Annotated in this window: 3 protein-coding genes; 1 reads left to right on the forward strand and 2 read right to left on the reverse strand. The window is 59.1% G+C overall.

Annotated features, from left to right (window positions below; all coding sequences use genetic code 11):
* The coding region (locus tag GZ093_RS20725; RefSeq protein ID WP_296489618.1) for a pseudouridine synthase at positions 1-416 on the forward strand (416 nt) is incomplete at its 5' end.
* 70 nt (positions 417-486) lie between these two features.
* Here the strand turns inward: GZ093_RS20725 and GZ093_RS20730 are convergent.
* Both GZ093_RS20730 and GZ093_RS20735 read right to left on the reverse strand, forming a co-directional pair.
* A complete protein-coding gene (locus GZ093_RS20730) occupies positions 487-1,464 on the reverse strand; it encodes an IS1595 family transposase (protein ID WP_296489620.1) in 978 nt (325 codons plus the stop codon).
* 245 nt (positions 1,465-1,709) lie between these two features.
* A partial coding sequence (locus tag GZ093_RS20735; RefSeq protein WP_296489621.1) for a methyl-accepting chemotaxis protein occupies positions 1,710-2,921 on the reverse strand: 1,212 nt, incomplete at its 5' end.

The raw sequence follows: 2,921 nt of genomic DNA on the forward strand, positions 1-2,921 counted from the left end.
GGCTCGACCACGACACTACCGGCATGCTGCTGATGTCAGACGACGGCCCCTTCATCCACGCGCAATCGTCGCCGAAACGGCATATTCCGAAGATATATGTCGCCACTACGGCCGAACCGGTAACAACGGAACTGGTGGCGCAATTGCTGGCCGGCGTGCAGTTGCACGATGAGCCGGCGCCGCTGTCAGCGGTGACTTGTCGTCAGCTGGGTACGCATAGTCTGGAAATTGTGCTGGAGCAGGGCAAATATCATCAGGTCAAACGCATGCTGGCAGCTGCCGAGAACCATTGCACGGCCTTACACCGCAGTGCAATTGGCAGCCTGACGCTGGAAGCGCTGGGTCTGGAGGAAGGCGAGTGGTGTTATCTGGATGCGGCGCAACTATCGTTGCTGGTGCCGGCATCGATTGAATAGCAATGCAGTGATTTTATAGAGTATTTTTTATAACTCATCGGATATATCCGGGAGTGCCACTATTTTTTGGCTATGTCGCAGTTACCTGTTGAAAGTGTCTTTCTTTCCCAAGAGCAGCACGCAAACACATGCCGGGAAGAATGTCTTTGCCGAATCGCTCCAGCATCCTGCGCCATCCCAGGTAGCTTTCAAGGTAGTCGGTTGCCACGCCATGAAAGCGCAGCAGCCATTGCTTGAGCCGACTGTCGTAGGCATTGACGTTCTGGATGTGGTACGCGCCCCTGCGCACATGCACGCCTTGGGCCAGGTTGACCGGATGGTGCTCCACGCCCAGGTTTTTGGCGATGACGGTATAGGCCGCAGCCCCATCGGTGCACAGGATGACATCGGCAGCCAGCAACGGCCCCAGCACTGGCTCAATCTCCCTGGTGCCCACACCCGTGAGGCGGAAATCGGCGGTGGCGCCATCCCGGTCGCGCACCACCAACACCGGAATTTGCTCCACCGAAGTGCCCCGCTTGGCCGCCTTGCCGCCACGCTTGCGTGCTTTCCTGGGCAACTGTCGCTTGCCCTTGAACGATTCCAGGAAAAAGGTTTCGTCCGCTTCTGCAATGCCATGCATCTGTCCGGCTTTCTGCCGGGCGGGCGATGATAAAAAGCGGTGACGCCACTTGAAACTGGTGTTCTTGGCCACGCCGCAGGTGCTTGCCGCCTGGCGCACGCTGGCGCCGTCAATCAGGGCCTGGGTGTAAGGGAGCCAGCGGTCTTTGTGACGCAGGCGCGCCAGCGGCGTGTGTGTCAGGGCATTGAAGGTGTGCCGGCATTGGCGGCACCGGTAGCGCTGCAGTTTGCAGCTGACACCCCACCGTTGCAACTGCGTGTTGCCGCAATGCGGGCAGAGCGGCTTTTCCTGCAAATCGTGCTCTATGAGCCGAATGACTTCGTCTGCATTTCCCCGTCGCTCCAGTTCAGTGCGCAGGCGGTCTTTTTGCCCACGGTTAAGCGCATTGAGTTGCTCCAGCCAGGTTTTGAAGTCCAGCGTTTTCATGACTTTGCCCTCCGTCAACACTAGTTGTCAAAAATTAGACTTCAAATCAACAGTTAAGTGCGACATAGCCATTAATGATGGGGTATGCCAATAAACATGGATATTCCCGCAATTAAAATAAGCTTCTTCAATAATACAATAACCTGTATTTGTCGGCTTGCCAGCTAGTAATCATGCATGTCAAAAGCAAAAAAGGGAGCCCAAGGCTCCCTTTTTCTTGCGGCGTCAGCCGATCTGGCATCAGCTTAAAACTCTTCCCATTCGTCGCTGTCCGCGCCTGCTGGCTTGCTGCCCGGCTTGGCTACGGCTTTGGGTGCGATGGTTTTCGTCATGGCAACGGTTCTGGCAGCTGCCGGGATTTTTGCCGCCAGCGCCGGGATGTGCGGGCCCGGCAAGCCCGGCCGCCCCGATTCTGGCTGGGTTTCACTACCGAGCTTGAACACGCTGACCGCCTGCGCCAGCGCCGCCGCCTGATCCTGCAGGCTTTCGGCGGCGGCGGCTGCCTGTTCCACCAGCGCAGCATTCTGTTGCGTCACTTCATCCATTTGGCCGATGGCCTGGTTGACCTGTTCGATGCCGTCGCTCTGCTCCTGGCTGGCGGCGGTGATCTCGCTCATGATGTCGGCTACCCGCTTGACCGAACTGACAACCTCACTCATGGTTTGGCCGGCATCGTCCACCAGTTTGCTGCCCCGGTCGACTTGCTGCACCGAATCGTCGATCAGCGACTTGATTTCCTTGGCGGCGGAAGCCGAGCGCTGCGCCAGGTTGCGCACTTCGGTGGCGACCACCGCAAAGCCGCGCCCCTGTTCGCCGGCCCGGGCGGCTTCGACTGCGGCGTTGAGCGCCAGGATATTGGTCTGGAACGCGATGCCGTCGATGACGCTGATGATGTCGGCAATCTTGCGCGAACTGGCCTTGATCGAGCCCATCGTGTCGACTACCTGCGACACCACGGCGCCGCCCTTGATCGCCACGCTGGAGGCAGTGGCCGCCAACTGGTTGGCCTGGCGCGCATTGTCGGCATTTTGCCGTACGGTGCCGGTCAGTTGTTCCATCGAGCTGGCGGTTTCTTCCAGCGAACTGGCCTGGGTTTCGGTGCGCGAGGACAGGTCGGCATTGCCGGCGGCGATTTCGCCAGAGGCCAGTGCCATGGTGTCGGTGCCGAGGCGCACTTTACTGACCACGCTGGCCAGGTCCTGGCTGATACCGTTCATGGCTGCGGCGAGTTGGCCGATTTCATCGCGCCCGGTGCTTTTGATCGAGGTGGTCAGGTCGCCTGAGGCAATTTGTTGTGCGGCCCGTGTCGCATTGGCGAGCGGCCGGCTAACCATCTGGCGTATCACCAGATACAAGAGGCTCGCCAGGAGCGCGTTGAGGAGGGTGCCAATGATGGCATACGTGTTGCGTAGTGATGAGACCGCGTTGGTAATTTCGTCGGTATATACGCCACCCCC

Source organism: Rhodoferax sp., from assembly GCF_010365055.1.
In the GTDB taxonomy this organism is placed as follows: domain Bacteria; phylum Pseudomonadota; class Gammaproteobacteria; order Burkholderiales; family Burkholderiaceae_C; genus Rhodoferax.